Genomic DNA, 23,117 nt, shown 5'->3' with positions numbered 1-23,117 from the left:
CAGTCGCAAGCACTCAGAGGGGCACGTATGAAACGCATCATGACCATTTATGGGACACGTCCGGAGGCCATTAAGGTCGCCCCGGTAATCAAGGCTTTGGAGCAGTCCGAGCAGTTCGAGAGCCTGGCGGTGGTGACAGGACAGCACAAAGAAATGCTTCAGCAGGTCAACGAGCTGTTCGGCATCAATCCCGTCGCCGATTTGGAAGTCATGACCCAGAATCAGTCGCTCAATGAGATTGTTGCGAAGGTCGTTTCGGGAATCGATCAGCAGCTGGCAGACCATGCTCCTGACGCCGTTATTATTCAGGGTGATACTTCCACGGTAATGGGTGCGGCCATTGCGGCTTTCAACCGGCAGATACCCGTTGTGCACGTCGAGGCCGGCTTGCGGTCCGGAGATATCGATTCACCGTTCCCCGAAGAGGCCAACCGCAAGCTCACGACTCAGGTAGCTCGGCTTCATCTGGCGCCGACTGCGCAGTCAAAAGCGAACCTTCTGAACGAGGGAGTCTCCGAAGCGAACATCGCGGTCACCGGCAACTCTGTGATCGATGCGTTGATGAAAGCCGTCGAGAATTCTGAGCCGTTTACCGATCCCCACCTGGAAGAATTTGCACGGTCCAAGCGTCGCCTGGTTCTGGTAACGACGCATCGGCGGGAGAATTTGGGCGAGAACATGGTCAGTATCGGTCGTGCACTCAATTATTTGGCCACGGAGAACCCTGACTACCAGTTTGTGCTCCCGATCCACAAGAACCCGAAAGTTCGGGAAGCGGTTTTGCCGCAAATTGAGGGCCTGGAGAATGTTCTGGCCATTGAGCCATTGAATTATGGGGAATTCACTCGCCTGATCGCTTCAGCGCACTTCATCCTCACCGACTCGGGAGGGGTGCAGGAAGAAGCTCCGAGCCTGGGCAAGCCAGTGCTCGTTCTCCGTGAGAACACGGAACGGCCTGAAGCCGTTGACGCCGGTACAGTGAGACTCATCGGTTCCAGCTATGAACGAATCGTTGAAGAGGCCTCCCGTTTGATCCGAGATCAGGCGCATTACGATTCGATGGCCAACGCAGTCAACCCCTATGGGGACGGCAAAGCTGCTGAGCGCACTGTTGCGGCGCTGGAGTCGTTCTTCGGCTTGGGTGCCCGCCTGCCGGATTTCCAGCCCAACGCGTCGTGAAAGGACAAATAGTGACTGAAAATCGAACTATTCTCGTGCTCTCAGCGGTGGGATCGGTCCTTATGATTGCGGGCATCATTCTGATGTCCGCTTTCAGCTTGGCCTGGACGGGGTCGGTCATGCTGTTCGTAGGCCTCATCGTCCTGGGACTGGGGTGGTACCGTTTCGTGGAGAACCAGCGCCGCGGCCTCTGGCGATTGCAGACCGAAATCAGGAACCTCAAGGAGCGTCAAAGCGGATTGGCTGGAGATCTATTGGAAGTAGCTCAAGGGGTTCGTCACCAGGATCCCGAATCAACGGACGTGGTGTTGGATGCCTTGCGGAGTGAAAGCACCCGGCACGAGGCCAAGATACGGGAGCTGGAGAGGGTTCTCCTGAAAATTTCCGCGGGTACGGAAGAACCGGAAAGCTGACACCTCACAGGCCACCTTTAGAACTGGTTCCCTACCCGAGGCTTGCGATTCTCGGTGTTGTGCTACTGCTCGTAGCAGGCGTCACGATCCCTTTGCTCGTCATGGGAGGTGACGGATCTTCTCGGGGCAAACCGAGGAACCCCGGTGACGTTTCCGCCGTGGAGGACAGCGGGACGATGAAAGTTCCGGGTAAGTTCACCTCCAAGGACCTCCGGTTCAAGGCACAGCCCCATAAGCAGTATTGGGTTTCCACCGAGATGAAGACCGAAATGCCGCGCAGCAAAGCGAAAGCAGCATTTTTGAAAGGTACGGCAACGTGTCAGGACGATGCCGGGCATCAAGTTTTTCGGAAGCAGGCCACCGAGAATATTCTGCAGAATGACAGTGCAGTCTTTGATCTGGATGGGGTCGCAAACACCGGAGACTATGCCGGAACGATTTCATGCGAACTTAAGGTAGAAGCCCCGTCCGGCGAGGCGGCTGCCCGAGGTGTAGAAATTTCTGCGTCCGCGTACCTCGCTGTCAGTGACCCTGTCGCCCAGGCTAAGGATGTACCCAGCGCCAAGGCATTGCCGCAAACCCTGGGATCGGGGAAATCAACGACCCTTTACCAAGAAACGGAACCGATTCCACAAGGATCCCGCCACATGCAGGTTTCGCTAGTTCTGCAGACGACGAGTTGCACTATTGTCAACGGCTCGCGGGACCCCAATGCTGCGCGGCCTTTATGCAACAGAAGCCTGTTGGACAAAAACGGAAGCCAGCTGAGCACCGTCATCAATGGGCAAGTGCTCGATGCCCAAGGACGCGTCTGCTCGCAACTAAAATCGATATCTGCCACCCATAAGGTCACTTACGATCAGCACCATTTTGTATTATCCCTAGGTAGCTCGGATATCGATGTCCCTTCGTGCGGGCAGTCGGTACGCTTTTCGGCCGAGGTAGCCAACGAAGGCCCGGCTGGAGTGGTCATCCACTCGGAAGGCACTTCTATGAGCCTCGCTCTTCGCAACGATTAGAAGGCTTTTCTTATATGGCGATTCCTCGGTCTGAATAAACTCTGGACATCAACTCTGAATATTGTTCATTGCTGGGGGACCGGTGGCCCGGTCCCAGATCGTACAAGATAGTCGTATGCGATTTCGCAACGGGCTGGCTGTCCAGAAAATGACTCAGCGGTTGTTCGTGGTGTTGTGTGTGGAAAGTGTCTCCTGGGTTGGACACAAGATACACGTGGCCCAGAGAACCCCCGTGTGACAGGCGCTCAATAACGCTTATTCGGCGAATGAGGTCCGGATCAGTCGGGGCTTCCCGAGTTCCGAAGGACGCTTCGAAAGCCGCTGCGGCCGAGTGGGCATGGTACATACGGACATCGGTCTGGGCGTTGAAAGCGATAACGCTGGCTTCCGGTAGGAAGGAACCAACTTGCAGGGCCGCGAAACCTCCTCCGGAGCCCCCTTGCAGCACGACTTGGTCCACTCCGAGAGCATGAGCCGCAATACGGATTTGGCGGGCGATAGCTTCATGCAGGTCTAGCTCGGAGACACCCATATACCAGCCCAATCGCAGAGTGGAGGAAAGGTCCAAAGTCGGGTCGGCGAGATTCAGTGTCGGGCCGGTCGACAACCCACGTTGGAATTCCATGCGTTGAAAAATCGGGACTTGAGTTTTGTTGCGATCGATCGCGCCGTGGAATTGGACAGTGAGCACGGGCCCGGGATCTGGAGCCAATGCCATGGGCAAGACCAGGGGACCCAGATCGACGGTGTGCAGCTGAGGTTTCTTTCCGAGTTTTCTCGGTCGCAGAGTGCCCGGGTGGCTCACGACAGGTAGATCGTAGAACGTCGGTCGCCAACGGGGGTTACGGGTCCAATTAATAAGCGGGCCTCGGCTACCGCGGGGACCGTACTGGCCAGGTTTTGATCGAGGGTTGAGATCAGCAGCCGTAGTCGCCAGGCCGAAGTCCAAGTCAGCGGGAAGGTTCAAAGCTTTGGCCTCGACGCCAAAATTCTGGAGAATTTCTTGGCGATCCTTGGCCGCCGCTTTCCACGCCGACTCTCGGGCCCGGGATGCGAGCTCAAGAGCGGATTTCCGCATGGCCTGGGTCGTCGGCGCATTGTCACCTGCTGGCTCGTCGGAGGCGTCCGCCTCCGAGGCGGGCTCGTCGGACTTGTCCAGGGCTCTGCGAATTGTCTCCACATCAGTGCCCTCATCGAATGTGTGGCGTGTATTTTCCCCGATGACAATATTTTCGGTGACCGCACCGTTACTGACTTTCAGCCCGAAATATCCGCGTGGGAGGTCCGCGAGGTTCTCGACCGAGGCCATATTTCGGTGACTTGCTGCAACGACAGTTATGAACCTGAATACTTCACCGGTCTTGGAGAATTCGACGACCGGCGCTGTGGCCAAAGTCTTCCACGCGGTCGCGATGTGTCCCGTGTAGTCGTCGTCCTCGTCCGGGGATTCGTGGATTGTGCACTCCGGGGCGATTCCGGACGGCGCCAGGACGGCGGTCTTCTCGCCCTTCATGAGCCGGACGGACGCCCCATTGTCATGAGCCTGTACGTCTGGGCCGAGCTGCCACCGTTGAACTGCAGTGACGGAACGGTTGCTGCGTACCGTATCGACGATGACAAGGTACTCACCGATGGTGGAAAAGACGACGCGACGGCGAATATTGACGTTCTCGTACGCATCGTCCTCAACGGTCGCCTCCCATACTGGGCCGGTGAGATGAGCAGAGACCAGAGAGACCGGTTCTCTCTTCTTCCGTTTTTCGTCTTTGAGGTATACCAGGCTGTGATGGTCGTGATCTGTGACATACAAGCGCATCGGGTGTGTATGTGTGTACGAGTACTTTCCTGGATCCGTGATCCAATTGACTCCCTGGGCCGAGAAAGTCATCGACCCGCCGTCTTCATGTCCGTGTACTTTGAATCGGCCGAAGACCATAGAGAAGAAGGTTTCCTCGGCCATATCTCTCTCGAACTCTCCCCAGCCACTCCGGCCGAATAAGTATCCGTCGTGATAGAGCTTGACCTTCTCCTGAGGGGGAGACCCTTGAGCGCCCTGGGACGTGACGTATAGGCACGCGGGATGGTCGATCTGCGTTGCCGCGGCGTTGTCGGTATCTCCGATGGGAGACAACAGGCCGTCCGGCCGAGTTGCATGGGATAGCTCTTCGGGTACTTTATCGAGAGAGCCCATGGCGTCCGGAATCTTAATCCCCGCTTGCGCCATGCGCCAGATCAGTCGATTCCACCAAATGTAATTATTCCGGTGATAAGCGATTGCTCCCTCAGCATTGACGCCTTCGTCATCCCACTGCTGTTCGTAGAGCTCGACCAATCGATCGAGGGCCAGTCTGAGATGATCCTGATCTTCCAGGACCAGGGCACACACCATGAGAGCTTCATGCTGGTGCAAGGCATGATTGGCTCGGCCGATGTGCGATTCGTCGGCTAGCCAGGCGAGATGCTCCTCTAGCGATTGGACAAGCCACGGAAGCTCGTCCGGATAGAGATCGTGAAGCATGGGGACCGCTTGGGCGAGATGCACGGCGCGGATAGCCTCGATCATGTCCACCCAAGAATCAGGAGTTGGCTCGTCTTCGGTCAAACGAGGTGGGCGGTTATTGATGAACCAGTCGTGAGCCAATGTGAGCCACTTGCCGGCAGCTACACTGTCGCCCTGAGTCCCTGCCGCACGTAGCGGCTCGAGCCACCGCAGCATATGCAACTGGCAACGCCAGTTCTTGTCCTGGAACGGATCTGCTGTCCAGTCCACGGGCTCGCTGAGGCGCCACATGGGGTGTGGTTTCAGCAGCACTTCGCCGTTCATGACCTCAGCAAGCGTCTTGGTGTTCGGCTTCTTGCGGACTATCTGCTTCCGTGCGGCTTCCACATTGACCATCGAAAGGCCTTCCTTACTTTTGGTCTGAGGCTAGTCCACGAGGGACTGATATATCTCTGAAGCTTTGCTGGCCAATTTTCGCCAATCACGGTTTTCGACGACCCATTCTCGTGCCTGGGAGCCAAGTACCTGTATCTCATTTGGATTGTCCAGGAGTCTTTCCAACTGAATCCGCAGGTCACCGGCGTCCCCTTTTCGATGGAGGAGCCCGTTGTGACCGGGCGTGACGATCTCGGCCAAAGCCGCGACATCCGAGGCCACCACCGCCTTGCCCATGGCCATGGCCTCAAACGGTTTGAGAGGAGAAACCATCTCACACACGGGCAAAGGCAAACGTGGGAATGGCGCGATGTCGATCAATGAGTAGTGGCCTTCGACCTCGGCGTGGGGCACTCGTCCGGTGAACGTGACCATGTTCTCCAGTCCCTCGTCTCGGGTGTACGCCTCGAGCTTATGCCTTTCAGGTCCGTCACCGACGATCAACACATGGAAGTCGTTCCGTACGGAAGCCAGTTCCCGGGCTGCCTCAAGGATCAAACCGATGCCCTCGTAATCGAGGATTGAGCCGATGTAGCCAATGACTGTTTTGTGCTGAATTTCCAACCTATCCGCAAGTGCTTCGTCTCGCGGGACCGGACGGAACCGATCTGTGTTCACGCCATTAGGGAGAACCGATATTTTTTCCGGGTCCACACCTCGTCCGATCATTTCATCGCGCAAGGCATTCGTGATGGTCAGTACTTTTGTGGCCTGCTGGGCGGCGTCAGTCTCCATCCGCACCATATGCCTGAACAAATCGCTACTGCCCCAAGCAGGTTCCCGCGAGACTCTTGTGATTTCCCACAGTCCGCGGATTTCATAGATCGACGGAAGGCCCAGCTTTTGAGCTGTTTGAATACCCGTCACACCGTTGACGTAGTTGGAGGCGGCGTGAATGAGGCCAACCTTTTCCTGGCGGGCGAGGGCTTCCAATGACTCTGCATATTTCTGTGTATACGGGTACACCGGGTTCTTCCGCATGATTTCACGCTCCGGAAGCAGAAGCCGGTGATAGCTGACTCCATCGACGGTCTCAAGCTCCGGGACATCAGGAATGTCCTTGTACCCCGGCATGTCATATGGATAAGCCAAGCGGGTGACGCCGTCTACATCCCATCCTCGCTCGTTGAGCTCGTGGATGAGGCCCTGAGATCTTGTGGCGTATCCCGCTGAGTGAAACGGCAAGGAGTTGTAGAGGAGATACAAAACCTTGTTGCGCTGCACTTCGTAAGCAGGTTTTGCCCCGGGTACGGGGAAGGGGAACCCCTTGAGGGACAGCTGATAATTGGAAGTGTGCTCCTGGGAGACCTTTTCCAACTGCTGTTTTCCCCAGCGATCATGGGGATAGACCTTGCGGTACGCGCGTATATAGACCTCTGTCTGCTCCGGCTTGCGCGCTTGCTGGCTGCGACGAATCGCGCGTCTTGCGGAATCGGCTGGAATCGCCGTGACCGCACAGTGTTGAATGATGCTCTCGGTTAGCCCCGATCTTCCTCTCGCCATGGAGACGATTAACAGCGTGCGATCCGTGTCCTCCTGGCTGAGCCCCTCGACCGCAGTTTCGAGGGTTTCCTCCTTGGACCCAGTGCCCGTCATGACGGCGTTGACTCGTATGGCTGCTCGCACAACGGGATCCGGGGAATGCTCCAAAATGCGGAGTCCTCGTTCCAACTTATGAGGAATCATGTAATCGAGACCGGCGCGGTGGGACTCAGGCGCTGAGAGTATGTCTTCTTCCAAGCGCTTCAGCGCCCATCGCTGTCGCGAGGAATGAGCTTTGATTTCTCCCTGGACAGCCATGAACAACTCCAGAGCGTCCACATTGGCGCCGTTGGCCTCCAGCGCCAGAGCGAGAATCTCTTCAGCGGCCCGCGCTTCGGTGGATTCGACGAGGAATCTTCCATACTCGGTGAGAACCTCGGTATTCGCACCCGTCAAGATCAGTAATTCCCGGTATGCAATCCGAGCCTGATTGGGCCTCATCTTTTTTATACGGGCGAGACGGGTCTGAACGGACGGCGTTTCGTCGGGGCGGCGATGCGCGGCACTGTGATCGTTTGGGCTCATTACCGCCAGATGCCTTTGGTGTCTATAACAGTCTTGCCCTTAAGTGTCGTAGCCGGAAGATCCTTGAACTCTCGGTGGTCGACCAGCAACAACACCACGTCGGCTTCATCCATTGCTTCGTGCAAATCCGCCAACCGTACATTCTCCATGGCCCCGAGCGAAGTGGGCAAAGACTCCACATTGGGCTCGACCGCGAGGACGTCGGTCTCGGGCAGGGAAGCGGCCAAGCGTTTGGTGATGTTCAAAGCCGGCGACTCGCGAAGGTCGTCGATATCCGCTTTGAAGGCCAGGCCTAGCACGGCCACCTTCGGATTCTCCAGGTGCTGGACCGCGTGGGTCACCTTGCTGACCACCCAGTCCGGTTTGCCGTCGTTGACCTCACGAGCCGTGCGGATCAGATTCGAGTTCTCCTTGTCCGCAGCGACGATGAACCACGGATCGACGGCAATGCAGTGGCCGCCCACGCCCGGGCCGGGCTGAAGAATGTTGACACGCGGATGGTGATTGGACAGCTCGATGAGCTCCCAGACATTGATACCCAAGTTGTCCGCAATCAGCGACAGCTCGTTGGCGAACGCGATATTGACATCCCGAAACGAGTTTTCGGTGAGTTTCGCCATTTCCGCAGTCGTGTCGTCGGTCGGCAGGAGCTCGCCAGTGCAGAAAGTTGCGTAGATTTCCGTTGCGCGACGGGTGGCCTCAGGGGTTTGCCCACCGATGATTCGATCGTTGGTGATCAACTCTTCCATGGCTCGGCCAGGGAGAATGCGCTCCGGGCAGTGGGCGAAGTGAATCACGGGCTTGTCATCCGGGTTCGGAGAGCCGTCGGCCACCAGATCGGGCCGAAGCGCCAGAATCTTTTCCGCCATTTTTTGGGTAGACAGCGGCGGTGATGTGGACTCGAGAATGATCAACTCATCACCGACGAGCAAGGGCGCGATGGACTCGGCTGCGGCGAATACGTAGGAAAGATCGCCCTCGTGATTCTCTTTGAAAGGTGTGGGTACCGCCAGGACGTAGGTATCCGCGTGGGGCATGAGAGTGGTCGCCGTGAGGTTCCCGGAATCGACCGCTTTTTTCAGCAACTCTTCGAGACCCGGCTCGACGATAGTTACTTCTCCACGGTTGATGCGAGCCACGTTGTCTTCATTGATATCGACACCCGTCACGGTAAGGCCGTGATTGGCCATCGTGACTGAGGTGGGAAGGCCGATGTATCCGAGACCGACGAAAGCGACAGATTGCTGAGTCATAAAGGCTGAATTCCTCTGAGGGGATCGGCGGTCATGTGCGCCGACCAATATTGGAAGCGATGTGATGAAGATGTTGGCTACTGATCCTGGCGCGCGCCTGATCGCCAAATATTCGTATTGCCTCGCGAAATTATCCCAGCCTGACTAGGTAAAATCCAATTTTTGGGAAAGATTTGTACATGTGACTCGACGTGTTAGGCGAAGAGATGCTCCAAGGGCAGACCGAAGAATTTGACCTCACCGGTTGCCAACAACTCAACGTCCTCGACGTCCCATGCATGCCCTGTCGCCACCTCTTGACGCACCTGGCAAAAATTGAAGCGGTCCGAGGAATAGATGCTGCCGCCAGCACGTACTGCCCGCTTGAGGAAGTCCGAGTCCTCGCCGCGAGACAGCTCACTGAATCCGATGTCCCGGAACAGTTCTGTCTTGCCGGTCATGGTCGGCCCCATGACAAAGTCGGTCCATCTGTGTTCCCGTTCAGGGAACCGCAACATGGTGGCGTCTCTACCCACTAGGTGCATGTAATGAGCTTGTTTCCCCACGATGTCGGCACCTGAGAAGCGCAGCGCACGCAACAGGTCCGCGAGGTATTGCGGACCGTAGAGGTCGTCGTCGTCGATCTTGGTGAGTATTTCGCCCGATGCGGCAGTGGCCGCTTCGTTCAGACATCTGCCCAAGGACCAGGATTGCGGGGCATCGAACGTTTCCAGATGTTCGATGCCGGCGGCCGCGGCCCTTGTCCGCAACACGGAGTCCTTGACTTCGAACCCGTGGGTCACGAGGACCACCTCGAGGTCCACATCCTCGAATCCTCCTAGGGTTTCGAGGACATGGTCCAGTTGGTGAGGCCGGTTGGTGCTGACAACCGCACTCACTGAGGGAAGAGACAGCCGACTCCGGAAACTCTCCTTTTGGGCATCCTGGAAGAGCCCTGCTCCCTCCAGAACTTGCACCATGCGGTGCGCATAAGTGTGTTTTCGCCAAATCTCTCGTTGGCCCAGGTGTGCAGTGCGGTCGTTGAGCTCGGGGGACCTGACGAGTGCTCGAATAGTGTGTTGGGCATTCTGCGCTGAATCCACCACCGGGACCTGTTCAGGGGTAAAGAACCTCGGTATTGCCTCGGATGCCGTGGTAATCACAGGGGTTCCGGATGCCGTGATCTCGAAAAGACGACGAGCACACATGGATGGCGATTCCGTCACCGAATTGACGTTCAGAAACACCTTGAACGCTTTGTACGCGGTCAGCATCCGATCGTAGCCCAGGCCACCGACAACTCGCTTCGAAAAAGGTGCCGGGAACTGATAGCGCTCGTCGTCTCCTACGAAACGGGAGAAGATCTCCAGACCGTATTTCATTTTCCCGGAGACGGCCAGCGCGGCGTGGAGCAGCAACTCCATCTGCTCGCGTCGTTCCCGAAACTTGTGAGAAAAATACATCCCCGCAAAAGCGACGTCGCGTTGATGGAAGCCGTGTTGGGGCCGAATGGGGTTGTGAACGGCCGGCTGGGCGGCGAAGGAGAGGGGGAAGACCCTCTCATGGCCGACCTTCCGTTGGTATTCAGGAACCAGTCGGGAATCGGAGGTCAGGACGACGTCGAAAAGCCGTGCTGTATCCAAGAAGTCTTCGAAATGTGGCGGATCTTCCTTATTCCAGAAAACCGAGGGTACGCCGATCTCGCGGCAGTGTGCCACGAGTTCGCGCAATGCGGCCGAGGGCGCTTTTGAGCCCGTGAGCTGGTATTGCCAGGCCCCGTCGTTGCCAGCCCATGCCGACTCGACCAGAAGGAGATCCGGTGGAGTCTCCTCGAGCTCTCGGCGCCAGGATTCTGGCGTCACAGGAAGGGTCGGGAATTCATGACTCCAAGCGGTCTGGGAGAATTTGTCCAGGATTGTCGCCACGGTGAGGTCCGGGAACGTGGGTTTCTTGCGTGAAGGCTGTGCTGGAAGGAAGTCCAGAGTGTAACCGGCTGGGGTTGCGCTTTCAGACCGTCCTGCCAGACCACTTCGGGCGGGAACGTTCTGAGAGTATGAAACGGCGGGCGGCATCAGGGTGTCGTTCAGTCCGAGGCGCCTTCGGTGAATATAGGTCCGGACCTGCGTGATTCCGCCTTTCCTCAGGTGCCAGGCTATTCGGCGAAAATGCTGAATGCTCAGGAGCCGCTCCGCGGACATAAAGACTCCTAGCGCGATAGGAAATGGGCCATTGGCACGGACGCCATTAGTCTAACCACTAAGTCGAAATTAACAGCGGTTGGTTGGGAGACACACTTATGACGGAGCCACAGAAGGATCGGGTCCCTCGGCTCTTCGTATTCGGATCCTGCGTGTCTCGAGATGCGGTTGAGCAACTCGGGCCAGGCTCGTACGAGCTCCGGCGTTACATAGCGCGGCAATCGGTGATTTCCGTCGGGCATGACGCCTCAGAATTCCTGCCCACCGAGTTGGGACTTCAACATGCTTTCCAGGAGCGAATGGTCGTCGGCGACTGGCGCGGCGACCTGTGGGAGCAGATTGACGCAGCCGGTGAGTTCGACTTGCTGCTGTGGGATCTCGTCGACGAACGGCATGGTGTCTATTGGTTCATGAACGGCGGGGTCGCCACCAGGTCAGTGGACGCGCTCTCGGCAGAGCCTGTTGCGGAGGTGCTGCCCGGGGAACAATGGGTGCCCTTTGGCGATGAGATGCATTTTGAAGCGTGGAAGGAAGCCGTCGGCGAATTCGGCGAGGGTCTGCGAAAACGCGGCCTTTGGGAAAAAGTCGTGGTCATCAAAGTGCCGTGGGCCGTCGAAGGACGCAACGGTGAATCCGTTCCGCCCAGCCTGGGGTTGTCCGCGAGCCAGGCCAACCAGCTCTTCGAGCCCTACTACAGTCATTTGGAAGCCCTGGGGTTCGATGTGCTGTCCGTGGCAGGAGATGTCTTGGGTGATTCCGAACACCGTTGGGGCCTCGCTCCGTTCCACTACACCCCAGAGGTCTACGACGAAATCGATGCGGGGATACTGCAACGCTTCAGGGCCCTGGCGAGCTGAATCTGCCTGCAAGACTGGAATCTTGGGCCTCTCGGTCGGGCGCTGAGAGGCCCGAGCGCAGGAGCTTGTCCAAGTCGTGACCTGATTAACAGGAGGCTCTCAGCTGGTGTGAGGTTGCAACTCAGTCGGGGTGGTTAGGTTAATTAGTACCTCATAAGGTGCGAGTGATTGATGAGAGGCGGACCGCGAATCCGTCTCGAACCACCGGCCGGGGGTGGAGCGTTTTCCCTATAGCTCCACTTCCCGGTCGGTGGTTTTTTAACGGGGCGGCTTCGGGATGGGGGTTTCGGGTCGTGGGCGGCGCGGTTGGATGCGGTTTCCTCGACGCCGGCGCGGTCTCGCTTCGAGTCCAGGTCGGCGGCGGCCCACGGTTCTGCTGCGGCCCACGCTCCGGCACCGCCCCAACGTTCGACCGTAGCTCACGCGTTTTTGGGCGCCGCGCACCTGCGTCGTCCCACGGTTCTTCTGGGGGCCACGCTTCTTTGCGCGCCGCAGGTTCGGTTTGGTGGCGGTTACCCGATTGCGAGGCGTTCGCCGTCGTTAGGTGGCGGCCAAAACCCCGCCTAACGACGAAGAACGCCACTTTTGCGGGCAACCGCCTCCCAACGCGGGGCCAAACTCGGGTCCGGAACCGCGGTTGGGGACGGAAGCCGCCACCGGATTGGGGAACCGCCTCCAGCGTGGGGTCGGGTCCTCGGTCCGTCCGCCGATTGACGCCGAAAACCGCCACCTGAGCGGGGAACCACCACCTCACGGAGGTCGGGGCGGAGCCGCGAACCGGCTGTTGACGCCGGAAACCGCCACCGGATCGGGCGAACGCCACCAAATTGGGCAACTGATCCTCGAAGGAGCCTCCGCCCGACGCGTGTCGACGTCCAACTTTGCGGCGGCGTCCTCCCAACGCCGTTTTCCACAGATTGCCGGATCGGGCGCCAGGGGCAGTCAACGGCGTCGATAGTGGTCGTATGAACGACAAATGCCCTCCGATAACCTCCTCGGACGTCATAACAACCAGATCTCTGCTGGCTCAGGGCGAGACGGAGAAGACACTGAGCCACAAGATTCGCTCAGGGGAGTTCACCCGGATCTCGCGTGGGGTCTATGTCCGCGCCGACCGGTGGCATCAGGCGAATGAGCGTGAAAGAACAATCGCCCGGCACCTCGCGGTATGGAAGACAACTCAGCTCTCGTTCGTCTTTTCTCATGCGTCGGCGGCGCTGTTTCACAGCATCAGCCTTCTTCGTCTTCCGGACCGCATCCACATCACGACGCCGCAGCGCACCTTCCCGAGCAACCCTCTGGTGAGGGCGCATGCTCGCCCGCATGCACTGGATGACTGGGTCAGATACAGGGAAGGGCCACACGTGACACCGCTGGCGAGGACGGCCTTCGAGTGCTCGCTGACCCTTCCGGTGAGCGAGGGGCTGATCGTTATGGACCAGATCCTGGCGCGTGGAGTGGAGAAGTCCGAGGTCGAGTCGTTGGTCGTACGTGGGCGAGGTCGTCACGGCATCGGAAGGGCGCGCAAGGTTCTTGAGCTCGCCGACCCACGGTGCCAGTCCGTCGCCGAAACAATGACCAGATTCGTTCTGTGCCTGCCCGGCCTGCCTCCTCCCGTCTCGCAGCAACCCGTTCGTACGAGAGAGGGGACCAAGCATCTGGATTTCGGGTGGCCCCGCTTCAAGCTGGGGTTGGAGGTCGACGGAAAGTCCAAGTACTTCGACTTCGCGCCCACGGATCAGGTGGTCTTCAAGGAGAGGCATCGGGAGAAACTGATCGTCGCTGAGGGCTGGACGATCCTGCGGACGAACTGGAACGAAGTTGCCCGGGATCCGGCAGGCTTGCGTTTGCGAGTGGCCGCCGCGATGGACAAGCTCCGATGACAGCGGATCCGGTCGGTGAGTTTGGTCGACCGCGGGTTGGGTGGCGGTTACCCGCATAAGTGGCCTTCTCCGTCGTTAGGTGGCGGCTAAAGCCCCACCTAACGACGGAGAACGCCACCGAATTGGGCAACCGCCTCCCAACGGTGCGGCCAACGGCGTCAAAAATCGGTGGTTGAGGGCGGGAACTGCCTCCGGATCGGGCAACCGCCTCCCAATGTGTGGATCAACGAGGTAAAGAACCGTGGGTCGACGCCGGCGACCGCCTCCGAAGTGGGCAACCGCCGCCTAACGGGGAGCACACGAGAGTAGGAAGCGTGGGCCGGCGTCGGGAACCGCCTTCGAATTCGGTAACCGCCACCAGAGCTGGCCGTCCCAACCGCCGCCTCAACGGCCACCCAAACCAACCGTCCCCCCACCCGTATGTCCTGCCACCCCGACCCCGCGTCCCGGCCCCCGACCCCAGGCCGCTGGGGTGGTCTCGACCGCGCGATTTAGAATGGTGCCCATGACTTTCCAGAACCAGGCTCCGCAGGAAGGGCCGTCGAGCGTCCGGCTCGACGCGTGGCTCTGGTCGGTCCGGCTCTACAAGACCCGGTCCTCGGCCACGACAGCGTGTCGGGCGGGGCACGTGAGGCTGAACGACCAGCCCGTCAAGGCTTCGCAGGCGATTCGGGTGGGCGACGTCGTCAAGGTCAGGACTCCCGGCTGGGAACGGGTCTTCGAGGTCACCAAATTGCTGACCAAGCGGGTTGGGGCGCCGATCGCTCGCACGTGCTACGTCGACCACTCGCCGCCGAAGCCGAGCGCCTTGTCGGCACCGGTGCCACGTCGTGAACCGGGCGCAGGTCGTCCGACGAAGAAGGAACGGCGCGAGCTCGAAAAGCTCTGGGGCCACCGAGGCTGAAGGCCGCCGGCGCCGCCAAGAGCGTGCCTCGGGCCGGCCCGAAAGCGCCGCGGAGCGCGCGAAGCGGCGTGGGTCTCGCGACGCCGCCGGCCGATGACGCCGGCCGACAACGACGGCCATGGCGTCGGCCGTCGACCCGACGGCACGAGCCCGGATCTACGCCGCCAACCCCAGCGTGACCACGAAGGCCGATACCGAAACCAGCAGTCCTACGGGTCCCAGAACGGCGGCAATCCACACCCACGTGCGGCGATAGCCACGGGCGAAGCCGATGACCAAGAGGATGAAACCCACGAACACGAGCGCGACCCAGAAGATCTGCGACGCCGCGCAGACCACCGACGGGGCGTAGGCGGCTCCGTCGCCATGGTCCAGGGCTTCCTTGATGGTGCGGTAGGGCAGCGTCCTTTCGGCGTGCTCCAGGAGCAGTCCGGTCAGGATAGAAGCGACGATCGAGAGGGCGACGCCGATAGCCGTCAGTGCCCCGCCGACGCGAGACGTCCCGCGGCCGCGCTCATGCGCAGGTTTGTGCGCTGCCGGCCCGGGCGCTGCCGGCCCGGACGCCGCCCAAGAGCCCGCCGCTCCGGGGACCTCCGCCCCAGAAGCCTCGGCCCCGGACCCCTCGATCGCGCCAGCTGTTGGCCCGTGTTCCGAAGTTCCGTGGCGGGTGCTCATGATTCGACGTATTCCTTCAGGTGGCGGCCGGTTGTCGTCGATCCGGATCTTATCAACTCGGCCGGTGTCCCTTCGAAGACCACACGCCCGCCGTCGTGACCGGCACCGGGACCCAGATCAACAATCCAGTCGGCATGTGCCATGACCGCCTGGTGGTGTTCGATGACGATCACCGACTTGCCCGAATCCACGAGTTGATCCAGCAGCCCCAGAAGCTGTTCCACATCGGCCAGGTGGAGCCCAGTGGTCGGCTCGTCGAGGATATAGACCCCGCCTTTTTCTCCCATCCGGGTAGCCAATTTGAGTCGCTGGCGCTCGCCACCCGAGAGAGTGGTCAGAGGCTGCCCCAGGCTCAGATACCCGAGTCCGACATCGTCCAAACGCTTCAGGATCTTGTGTGCAGCGGGAAGTTTGTTCTCGCCCGGACCGAAGAATTTCTCAGCTTGGACGACAGACATGGCCAGAACTTCGCTGATGTTCTTGCCACCGTATTTGTGTTCCAGGACCTCGGGTTGGAAACGTTTGCCTTCGCAGTCCTCGCACACGGTGGAGAGCCCCGCCATCATTCCCAGGTCGGTGAATATGACTCCCGCGCCATTGCACGCGGGGCATGCTCCTTCCGAATTGGAGCTGAACAGTCCAGCCTTCACGTTGTTGGTCTTGGCGAATGCCTTGCGGATCGGCTCGAGGAGTCCGGTGTACGTGGCGGGATTGCTCCGGCGCGACCCCTTGATGGGAGCCTGATCGATGGAAACGATGCCTTCCTCTGCGCCCCGCGTTCCCTTGAGCAAAGAACCGTGGAGCAGCGAAGACTTCCCGGATCCGGCGACGCCGGTAACCACGGTCAGGACCCCCAAAGGAATGTCGACGTCCACGTTCCGCAGGTTGTTGCGTTTGGCACCGCGAATCTTGAGTTTTCCGGTGGCCTTGCGAACCGAGTCCTTGAGGCGCACACGGTCGTCGATGTGCTGGCCCGTCACGGTAGCGGAAGTACGCAAGCCGGCTACGTCGCCCTCATAGCAAACTTCACCGCCGGCTTTGCCCGCACCGGGGCCGAGATCCACCACGTGGTCGGCGATCTCGATCATTTCCGGTTTGTGCTCGACCACCAGAACCGTATTGCCTTTGTCCCGCAGCTGAAGCAGCAGTCGGTTCATTCTCTCGATGTCGTGGGGATGCAGTCCGATAGACGGCTCATCAAATACGTAGGTCACGTCGGTCAACGAGGAGCCCAGGTGGCGGATCATCTTGACCCGCTGGGCCTCGCCTCCTGAAAGCGTGCCGGAAGCCCGATCCAGGGACAGGTAACCCAGACCGATCTCCACGAATGAATCGAGGAGATGACGCAGTGCCGTGAGCAAAGGACCCACGGTGCGGATGTCGAGGTTTCTGACCCACTCGGCCAGATCGCTGATCTGCATTTGGCACAACTCGGCAATGTTTTTGCCGTCGACCTTGGAGGACAGCGCACCCTGGGTCAGGCGAGTGCCGTGACAATCCGGGCAGGTCACGTAGGTCACTGCGCGATCCACGAACGCTCGTATGTGAGGCTGCATCGACTCCTTGTCCTTGGCCAGCATCGACTTCTGGATGCGAGGTATCAGACCCTCGTAGGTCATGTTGATTCCGTCGACTTTGATTCGTGCGGGTTCCTTGTACAGAAAATCGTGCATTTCCCGCTTCGTGAAGTTTTTGATGGGCTTGTCCGGATCCACAAAACCCGAACCGCTGAAGAGCCGGACGTTCCAGCCGCCGCCCGAATATCCGGGAACTTTGATCGCGCCCTCGGACAAGGACTTGGTTTCGTCGAAGACCTCCTCCAGGTCTAGATCCGTCACCGAGCCCATGCCTTCACAGCGAGGGCACATTCCACCGGTCACGGAGAACGTCGTCTTGACCGCCTTGCGGTGGCCTCGCTCGACCTTCATCGCTCCGGACGCGGTCACGGAGGGCGTGTTGAAGGAGTATGCCTTGGGGCCGCCGATCTTGGGTTCAGCTACGCGGCTGAACAGCGTCCGCAGCAGTGCATTGGCATCCGTAACGGTCCCGACGGTCGAGCGCGCATTGCTCCCGATACGCTCCTGGTCCACGATGATCGCCGTGGTGAGGCCGTCCAGAAAGTCCACTTCCGGTCGCGCCTGGGTGGGCAGGAACCCTTGGACGAACGCACTGTAGGTCTCGTTGATGAGTCTTTGCGAATCGGCCGCGATGGTTCCGAAGACCAAGGAACTCTTGCCCGAGCCGGAGACGCCGGTGAATACCGTCAAGCGCCTCTTGGGCAACTCGACGCTGATGTCCTTGAGGTTGTTCTCTCGTGCGCCGTGCACGCGGATCAGCTCATGGGAGTCGGCGGGGTGCACGGTCTCGAGAGTGTTGGCCATGACTCGATCTAACCAGAAGTCCTGACCCGTCGGAACGGTCGCCAAACAGATTGTGGACAACAACGACGTCTACGAGGCTGGGGAACAGTGTTCGGGTATTAATGTCTGCCCGTGGCTCCGCGAACCGTTCACCTCCTAGACTTGGCCGGGTGAATAACGCTCCTGAACACACTTCATCGGAGGCCTCGGCGAAGAGTCTCAACCGGCAGATCCTCGCCCTGGCCCTACCGGCCTTCGGCGCGTTGATCTCGGAACCGCTTTTCATCCTTGCCGACACCGCAATTGTCGGTCACCTCGGCACGCCACAGCTGGCGGGCCTTTCGGTCGCTTCCACGGTAGTTCAGACGGTCATCGGCCTCATGATTTTCCTCTCGTACTCGACCACCCCGGCCGTTGCCAGATTCTTTGGTGCCAGGAACCTCAAGGCGGCCTATGAGAAAGGCCGCGATGGCTTGTGGGTCGCCTTCGGTTTGGGTCTTGTCCTGGCCGTCGCCGGTTGGATTCTGGCCCCCGCCGTTCTGGGCATGATGGGTGCCCAGGGGGAAACCCTCGAACACGCCGTCGCCTACATGCGCTGGTCCATGCCGGGTTTGCCGGGCATGCTCATCGTCCTCGCGGCCCTCGGGATTCTCCGAGGGCTCCAGGACACCAAGACGCCGCTGTATGTTGCGGCAACCGGTGCAGCGGTCAACGTCGTCCTCAATATGATCCTGGTCTTCCCGTTGCATCTCGGAGTCGCAGGCTCCGCCATGGGCACGTCACTTGTTCAATGGGGCATGGCCGCCGTCTACCTGGTCATGATCGTCGGAGGCTCCCGGGACCATGAGGTCCGGTGGATGACGTCGCCGAGCCGTGTGGGTGCGATACTTTCCGTCGGTTCGTGGCTGATGCTGCGCACCGCGTCGATGCGAGCCGCGATGCTCCTCACTGTTTTGGTCGTCACTCACCAGGGGGCGGTCAACTTGGCGGCCTATCAACTGACGATGTCCCTCTTCGGGTTCATGGCGTTTGGGCTCGACGCGCTCGCTATCGCGGCCCAAGCCCTACTTGGGAAGGAGATGGGAAGCCGGAACCTGAGTCTGGTGTCCGAGAAGGAGCACGTCAGAAGGCTCATGAACCGCCTGATTCGATGGTCCGTGGGCTTCGGCGTGATAACCGGCCTGATCTGTCCCGTCATCGGATACGGATTCGGCTGGGCCTTCACTCCCGATCCGCACGTTCAGCAACTCTTCGGTGCCGCGATGATCGTGGTTGCGGTCGGACAGCCATTGGCGTCCTATGTCTTCATCCTCGACGGCGTGCTCATCGGCGCCGAGGACGTGAAGTATCTGGCCCTCGCCTCATTCATCTCGTTGGTGATTTACGCACCGATGCTCTGGGGAATTTTTGCTTTCAGCGCGGACCGCGGAGGCGACGTCGATCCCTGGGGCTTCGTCTGGGTCTGGATCGCGTATGCAATGGGCTTCATGGGGCTTCGCGGGATCACGCTCGGGTGGCGCTCGCGCTCGAACGTATGGATCAGGACCTGACACGGAAAATCCAGGGAAGCCATATTGGAAAGCAAAGTGTATCTTTCCTGAACAGAAGCATTAACTTTGTTAAAGGTTAGGTTATACTTCTCTTGAGTCCAGCTGTCGAGCCCGTCATAGGGCCTCCGGTAGCTGATCGTCTTGGGAGGCTGTGTGTTCGTTGCCAATTTGTTGATCGCTCTCCGGGAGGGTTTCGAGGCTTCCCTCATTATTGGGATCCTTGTTGCATATCTAGTCAAGGCAGGACGCTGCGACATCCTGCCCAAGATGTGGCTGGGCGTCGGCATTGCGGTTCTATTACCCCTCGCCCTCGGCGCACTTCTCACATGGGGGCCTAAGACACTTTCATTCCAGGCTCAAGAGATCATCGGGGGGACACTTTCCCTGGTTGCTGTTGCCCTTGTGACCTGGATGATCTTCTGGATGGGACGTCACTCCCGAGAGCTCAAGCACAACCTTGAATCTTCAGTCGAGCGCTCCTTGGTGGGTGGCTCAGGCGGATGGGGCCTGGTATGGCTTGCCGTGCTGGCGGTCGGCCGGGAAGGCGTGGAAACCGCGCTTTTCGTCTGGGCAACGGTTCGATCTTCCGTCCAAACCAATGTCCTCGCGACCACCGCGGGTGTACTGACTGGTCTGGTACTTTCAGTCGCCCTCGGGTGGGTCGTCTACCGAGGAGCTCGTCGGATCAATATGCGCCTCTTCTTCTCCGTGACCGGATATTTCCTGATAATGGTGACGGCCGGGATCTGTGCTTACGGAATCGGCGACCTGCAAGAGGCAGGCGTGCTGCCCGGCATCATGAGCCACGCTTGGGACCTCAGCAGTCGCCTGCCTGAGGCCACATCGCCCCTCTTCTGGATCTACACGCTTGGACAGGCTGTTTTCCAGGTCAATCTCCAGCCGACGGTGTTGCAAGTCCTCGCATGGGTCGTCTACTTGGTTCCCACAGTCTTCCTCTTCACGCGCCGAATGTCCTCTGGCAAGCGGTCCGCGCCGCTTGCTCAGGCGCACTGACCCCTCAATCCTTTCCCCGAACCGGGCGCGGTTGTCCGCGCCATCACCGCACTCAAGAGGAAAACATGAAAAACAAAAGGTACCTTGCTGTTCCTGCCGCTATAGCTATAGCCATCTCCCTGTCGGCGTGCACCGACAACCCTGCAAATTCGTCGGTTTCATCCAACGAGTCCAAAAACGGGGAAACTGTTCAGACCGTCAAGGTCAACATCACCGACGACACGTGCACGACAGATCCGGCCAAGATCCCGGCCGGCAAAGTCGCTTTCGATATCGCCAACACTGGGACCTCGCCGAATGAATTCGAGGTTCTGACCGAGAACAAGCTGCAGATCGTTTCCGAGAAGGAAAACATCGGGCCGGGCACCACGGCACACATGACAACGGCGCTTAAGGAAGGCACGTATTACACCGGGTGCAAGCCGAATATGGTCGGCAACTTTGTGGGGCTCGCCCAATTCGACGTGACCCACGGCGAGACCGTGGAAGTAGCAAAAGACGTCCAGGCCGCCGAGGACCAAGCGATCTCGAACTACACCTCGTACGTCAAGGACCAGACTGGCCAGCTGGTAGGTGCGACCCAAGAGTTCACGAAGGCTTACGTCACGGGCGATGACGAAAAAGCGAAGGCACTGTACCCGTTGGCTCGTCAGCATTACGAGCGCATCGAGCCGACCGCGGAGTCCTTCGGCATCAAGGAAGGAGGCGACCTCGACGCTGCGTTGGACGCCCGGATCCAGGACCTCTCGACAGATGCACACAAGAAGCCCACGGACCCGGAGGTGCTCAAGGACTGGACCGGCTGGCACCGCATTGAGGCGGACCTGTTCACCGATGAATCCGCCGGGTACAAGTTCGACACGGACGACGACCGGAAACGAGCCGCGGACGAACTGAACGAAAACACCCAGAAGCTCTACGACTTGGTCTACGGCAAGATCGACGGCGCCAAGGGCAAGTTCAAACTCGAATTGTCCGATGTCGCAACCGGCGCTTCCTCGCTCCTGGAAGAAGTTGCCACGTCCAAGATCGTGGGCGAGGAAGAGACTTTCTCGCACACGGATACCTATGACTTCAAGGCCAACGTGGAGGGAGCCGAGGTTGCCTATGGGAACGTTGCAGATTTGGTGAAAGACAAAGATCCCAAGCTGGCCGAGAAGATCGAGTCAAACTTCGAATCGGTGAAGTCACTGATCAACGAGCAATCGACCGGTAAGGACGAAGGCGGAAACACCCTGTTCAAGGACTACTCCCAGATCGCTTCCGTTCAGAAGGAAGCCGGGGAAGTGCCCAAAGACTCGGCTTACACCGACCTCCAGCGAAAATTCTCCGACGCGGTCAACGCCCTCAGCGAGCCGCTGTCCAAGATCGCGGGAACGATCCTTCACTAGCTCACGGAAGAATCGATGTCACCTCACAAATCATTCGGTGATGAATCGCATACTGCCTCGTCGCCTGCCACAAACTCTTACGGGGCAGAGGCGCGCCCCACGGACTCCATGGCCGGCGACGACGCGGCAGCAATCCAAGGGAAAACTCGAGGTTTCTCGCGTCGTCGGCTCGTGGGGGCCGCGGGAGCGGCCGGTCTGCTGGGCATTGCGGGCTTCGGCGGTGGAGTAATCGGTCACCGCATGGGCAGCGATGAAGCCACGGCATCCAATCCGGCTGAACTCAGGTACCCCTTTCGCGGGGAAAAGCAACAGGGAATCCTGACTCCCGTGCAAAACAATATGTACACCGCCGCCTATAACGTGACTGCTCAGGATGTCGAGGGGCTCAAAGATCTGCTCTCCGAATGGACGGCCGCCGCGGAGCAGATGTGCACGGGGGAACTCATCGGCGGCGCTCCTGAGGACAATCACCAGATGCCGCCCCCGGACACCGGGGAAGCCTGGGGATACCCGCCGAGCGGACTGACCATCACCTTCGGTTTCGGACGTTCGTTCTTCGCCGATGAGCGCGGAAATGATCGTTTTGGACTCAAGGGCAAGATGCCCAAGATCCTGAGCGACGGGGTTCCGAAATTTGCGAACGAAGCCCTGCGGGTGGGATCCAGCGACGGGGACATTCTGATCCAGACGTGCTCCAATGACGCCCAAATCTGCGTCCACGCGATCAGAAACCTGACCCGCATCGCCTTCGGTTTGGCGACGCTCAAGTGGGGTCAGATCGGTTACGGGCGCAGCTCGTCGACGTCGAGGGGTCAGCAGACACCCCGGAATCTCTTCGGATTCAAGGACGGTACGGCCAACCTTAAGGCGGAAGACGGCGATGAACTGTTCAACGACAACGTTTGGGTTCAGCCCGAGGATGATTCCAACGCACAGTGGATGAACGGCGGAACGTATTTTGTGGCACGAAAGATTCACATGTACCTCGAGATCTGGGATCGGGTACGGCTCTCCGAACAGCAGGAGGTGATCGGACGGGACAAGCAGTACGGTGCCCCGCTGTCGATCGCCTCACCTCGGGCTTCGGACGAGTTCGAACCGCTGGACTTCACGGCTCAGGACGACCACGGGCAACCCGCGATTCCCACGGACTCGCACGTGGCCGTCGTCGCCCCTGAGAACAATGGGGGCCATAGGATGCTCCGGCGTAGTTACAACTACACGGACGGCAACGATTCCCTCGGGCGTCTGGATGCGGGTCTGTTCTTCATCGCCTACGTGCGAGATCCCCGGAAGGGCTTCTACCCGACCCTCAAGAAAATGACGGAGCAGGATGCCCTGACGGAGTATCTCCAGCACCAGGCATCGGCTCTCTTCGCCGTGCCCGCGGGCATTCGTGACGGTGACGAGATGGTCGGACAGCGCCTGTTCGAATAGCAG

General features: G+C 59.4%; 16 protein-coding genes. 10 read left to right on the top strand and 6 right to left on the bottom strand.

The window, feature by feature from the left end:
* The first annotated feature begins 27 nt into the window (after positions 1-27).
* From wecB to EWV35_RS07950, 3 genes are all read left to right on the top strand, one after another.
* On the top strand, positions 28-1,179 hold the full coding sequence (gene wecB / locus EWV35_RS07960; protein ID WP_129660272.1) for a non-hydrolyzing UDP-N-acetylglucosamine 2-epimerase: 1,152 nt from the start codon (positions 28-30) through the stop codon (positions 1,177-1,179).
* An 11-nt stretch (positions 1,180-1,190) separates the two neighbouring features.
* On the top strand, positions 1,191-1,592 hold the full coding sequence (locus tag EWV35_RS07955) for a hypothetical protein (protein WP_129660269.1): 402 nt from the start codon (positions 1,191-1,193) through the stop codon (positions 1,590-1,592).
* Positions 1,593-1,768: 176 nt separating this feature from the next.
* Complete coding sequence (locus EWV35_RS07950) at positions 1,769-2,611, top strand: hypothetical protein (RefSeq protein WP_129660266.1); 843 nt, start codon at positions 1,769-1,771, stop codon at positions 2,609-2,611.
* Positions 2,612-2,621: 10 nt separating this feature from the next.
* On the opposite strand, the gene EWV35_RS07945 is transcribed toward EWV35_RS07950, so the two are convergent.
* The 4 genes from EWV35_RS07945 to EWV35_RS07930 form a co-directional block, all read right to left on the bottom strand.
* Entirely contained in the window at positions 2,622-5,507 is a 2,886-nt protein-coding gene (locus tag EWV35_RS07945) for a heparinase II/III domain-containing protein (RefSeq protein ID WP_129660264.1), read from the bottom strand.
* Between the two features lie 30 nt (positions 5,508-5,537).
* Positions 5,538-7,529, bottom strand: a complete 1,992-nt coding sequence (locus EWV35_RS07940) for a glycosyltransferase family 4 protein (protein WP_165168448.1) — start codon at positions 7,527-7,529, stop codon at positions 5,538-5,540.
* A gap of 83 nt (positions 7,530-7,612) precedes the next feature.
* Positions 7,613-8,866 (bottom strand): UDP-N-acetyl-D-mannosamine dehydrogenase, encoded by a 1,254-nt coding sequence (gene wecC, locus EWV35_RS07935; RefSeq protein WP_129660258.1) that lies wholly within the window; start codon positions 8,864-8,866, stop codon positions 7,613-7,615.
* Positions 8,867-9,060: 194 nt separating this feature from the next.
* The gene (locus EWV35_RS07930) at positions 9,061-11,043 is read right to left on the bottom strand and encodes a glycosyltransferase family protein (protein WP_129660255.1); all 1,983 of its coding nucleotides are present in this window, start codon (positions 11,041-11,043) and stop codon (positions 9,061-9,063) included.
* Positions 11,044-11,141: 98 nt separating this feature from the next.
* Between EWV35_RS07930 and EWV35_RS07925 the strand changes: the two genes are divergently transcribed.
* The 3 genes from EWV35_RS07925 (at position 11,142) to EWV35_RS07915 (ending at position 14,687) form a co-directional block, all read left to right on the top strand.
* Positions 11,142-11,900 carry a DUF6270 domain-containing protein gene (locus tag EWV35_RS07925; protein WP_129660252.1) on the top strand — a complete coding sequence of 253 codons (759 nt, stop codon included), beginning with the start codon at positions 11,142-11,144 and terminating at the stop codon, positions 11,898-11,900.
* 965 nt (positions 11,901-12,865) lie between these two features.
* Positions 12,866-13,783 carry a type IV toxin-antitoxin system AbiEi family antitoxin domain-containing protein gene (locus EWV35_RS07920; RefSeq protein ID WP_129660250.1) on the top strand — a complete coding sequence of 306 codons (918 nt, stop codon included), beginning with the start codon at positions 12,866-12,868 and terminating at the stop codon, positions 13,781-13,783.
* A gap of 505 nt (positions 13,784-14,288) precedes the next feature.
* On the top strand, positions 14,289-14,687 hold the full coding sequence (locus tag EWV35_RS07915; protein ID WP_129660247.1) for an RNA-binding S4 domain-containing protein: 399 nt from the start codon (positions 14,289-14,291) through the stop codon (positions 14,685-14,687).
* A 156-nt stretch (positions 14,688-14,843) separates the two neighbouring features.
* Here EWV35_RS07915 and EWV35_RS07910 read toward each other — a convergent pair whose 3' ends face one another.
* Together EWV35_RS07910 and EWV35_RS07905 are read right to left on the bottom strand one after the other, a co-directional pair.
* On the bottom strand, positions 14,844-15,362 hold the full coding sequence (locus EWV35_RS07910; protein ID WP_129660244.1) for a hypothetical protein: 519 nt from the start codon (positions 15,360-15,362) through the stop codon (positions 14,844-14,846).
* Positions 15,359-17,743 (bottom strand): ATP-binding cassette domain-containing protein, encoded by a 2,385-nt coding sequence (locus EWV35_RS07905; protein ID WP_129660241.1) that lies wholly within the window; start codon positions 17,741-17,743, stop codon positions 15,359-15,361. Before EWV35_RS07905 ends, EWV35_RS07910 begins: the two co-directional genes overlap by 4 nt.
* Before the next feature lie 101 nt (positions 17,744-17,844).
* Here EWV35_RS07905 and EWV35_RS07900 point away from each other — a divergent pair, with 101 nt between their 5' ends.
* The 4 genes from EWV35_RS07900 (at position 17,845) to efeB (ending at position 23,114) form a co-directional block, all read left to right on the top strand.
* Positions 17,845-19,272 carry an MATE family efflux transporter gene (locus EWV35_RS07900; protein ID WP_129660238.1) on the top strand — a complete coding sequence of 476 codons (1,428 nt, stop codon included), beginning with the start codon at positions 17,845-17,847 and terminating at the stop codon, positions 19,270-19,272.
* 153 nt (positions 19,273-19,425) lie between these two features.
* On the top strand, positions 19,426-20,286 hold the full coding sequence (efeU, locus tag EWV35_RS07895; RefSeq protein WP_129660236.1) for an iron uptake transporter permease EfeU: 861 nt from the start codon (positions 19,426-19,428) through the stop codon (positions 20,284-20,286).
* Between the two features lie 65 nt (positions 20,287-20,351).
* On the top strand, positions 20,352-21,677 hold the full coding sequence (gene efeO, locus EWV35_RS07890) for an iron uptake system protein EfeO (protein ID WP_129660233.1): 1,326 nt from the start codon (positions 20,352-20,354) through the stop codon (positions 21,675-21,677).
* Positions 21,678-21,692: 15 nt separating this feature from the next.
* Positions 21,693-23,114 carry an iron uptake transporter deferrochelatase/peroxidase subunit gene (efeB, locus tag EWV35_RS07885; RefSeq protein ID WP_129660230.1) on the top strand — a complete coding sequence of 474 codons (1,422 nt, stop codon included), beginning with the start codon at positions 21,693-21,695 and terminating at the stop codon, positions 23,112-23,114.
* Positions 23,115-23,117 lie beyond the last annotated feature (3 nt).

This window comes from Rothia uropygialis (assembly GCF_004137765.1).
In the GTDB taxonomy this organism is placed as follows: domain Bacteria; phylum Actinomycetota; class Actinomycetes; order Actinomycetales; family Micrococcaceae; genus Rothia.
Note: the sequence above shows the minus strand (reverse complement) of the source record. Positions and strands in the feature narration are given on the sequence as shown.

What these genes read in the sequence shown, in the direction of transcription:
- wecB (WP_129660272.1), top strand. Translation starts at nt 28, where the DNA reads ATGAAACGCATCATGACCATTTATGGGACACGTCCGGAGGCCATTAAG.
- EWV35_RS07950 (WP_129660266.1), top strand. Translation starts at nt 1,769, where the DNA reads ATGAAAGTTCCGGGTAAGTTCACCTCCAAGGACCTCCGGTTCAAGGCA.
- EWV35_RS07945 (WP_129660264.1), bottom strand. Translation starts at nt 5,507, where the DNA reads ATGGTCAATGTGGAAGCCGCACGGAAGCAGATAGTCCGCAAGAAGCCG.
- EWV35_RS07940 (WP_165168448.1), bottom strand. Translation starts at nt 7,529, where the DNA reads ATGAGGCCCAATCAGGCTCGGATTGCATACCGGGAATTACTGATCTTG.
- wecC (WP_129660258.1), bottom strand. Translation starts at nt 8,866, where the DNA reads ATGACTCAGCAATCTGTCGCTTTCGTCGGTCTCGGATACATCGGCCTT.
- EWV35_RS07930 (WP_129660255.1), bottom strand. Translation starts at nt 11,043, where the DNA reads ATGTCCGCGGAGCGGCTCCTGAGCATTCAGCATTTTCGCCGAATAGCC.
- EWV35_RS07925 (WP_129660252.1), top strand. Translation starts at nt 11,142, where the DNA reads ATGACGGAGCCACAGAAGGATCGGGTCCCTCGGCTCTTCGTATTCGGA.
- EWV35_RS07920 (WP_129660250.1), top strand. Translation starts at nt 12,866, where the DNA reads ATGAACGACAAATGCCCTCCGATAACCTCCTCGGACGTCATAACAACC.
- EWV35_RS07915 (WP_129660247.1), top strand. Translation starts at nt 14,289, where the DNA reads ATGACTTTCCAGAACCAGGCTCCGCAGGAAGGGCCGTCGAGCGTCCGG.
- EWV35_RS07910 (WP_129660244.1), bottom strand. Translation starts at nt 15,362, where the DNA reads ATGAGCACCCGCCACGGAACTTCGGAACACGGGCCAACAGCTGGCGCG.
- EWV35_RS07905 (WP_129660241.1), bottom strand. Translation starts at nt 17,743, where the DNA reads ATGGCCAACACTCTCGAGACCGTGCACCCCGCCGACTCCCATGAGCTG.
- EWV35_RS07900 (WP_129660238.1), top strand. Translation starts at nt 17,845, where the DNA reads ATGTCTGCCCGTGGCTCCGCGAACCGTTCACCTCCTAGACTTGGCCGG.
- efeO (WP_129660233.1), top strand. Translation starts at nt 20,352, where the DNA reads ATGAAAAACAAAAGGTACCTTGCTGTTCCTGCCGCTATAGCTATAGCC.
- efeB (WP_129660230.1), top strand. Translation starts at nt 21,693, where the DNA reads ATGTCACCTCACAAATCATTCGGTGATGAATCGCATACTGCCTCGTCG.